Here is a 492-nt window from a genome sequence, read left to right on the forward strand (position 1 = left end):
GCTAAAGTTGCTGAGCAAGCTGAAACACGTCTATCTGACGCGTACCAGATCACTGAGAAAATGGCTCGTTACGAGCAAGTTGGCGCAATCAAGAACGACACTGTTGAAGCTCTAATTGCACAAGACGAAAACCTAGATGAGCGCGAAATCCGCGGCATGCTTGGTTCTCTAGAGAAAAACGTAGTACGTAGCCGCATCATTGCTGGCAACCCACGTATTGATGGCCGTGAAAAAGACATGGTTCGTGCGCTAGACGTACGTACTGGTGTTCTTCCACGTACACACGGTTCTTCTCTATTCACTCGTGGTGAAACTCAAGCACTTGTTACTGCAACGCTTGGTACACAACGTGATGCACAAATCATCGACAGCCTAATGGGTGAGAAGAAAGACAACTTCCTTCTACACTACAACTTCCCTCCATACTGTGTAGGTGAGACTGGTTTCGTTGGTTCTCCTAAGCGTCGTGAAATTGGTCACGGTAAGCTTGCT

1 pseudogene is annotated in these 492 nt (G+C 47.6%); it reads left to right on the forward strand.

The features are described 5' to 3' along the window. A pseudogene (locus AB4653_RS27705) lies at positions 1 to 492 on the forward strand (polyribonucleotide nucleotidyltransferase); the annotation flags it as partial.

Origin of the sequence: Vibrio sp. 10N.222.48.A3 (genome assembly GCF_041475345.1) — a bacterium.
Classification (GTDB): Bacteria; Pseudomonadota; Gammaproteobacteria; order Enterobacterales; family Vibrionaceae; genus Vibrio; species Vibrio tasmaniensis_A.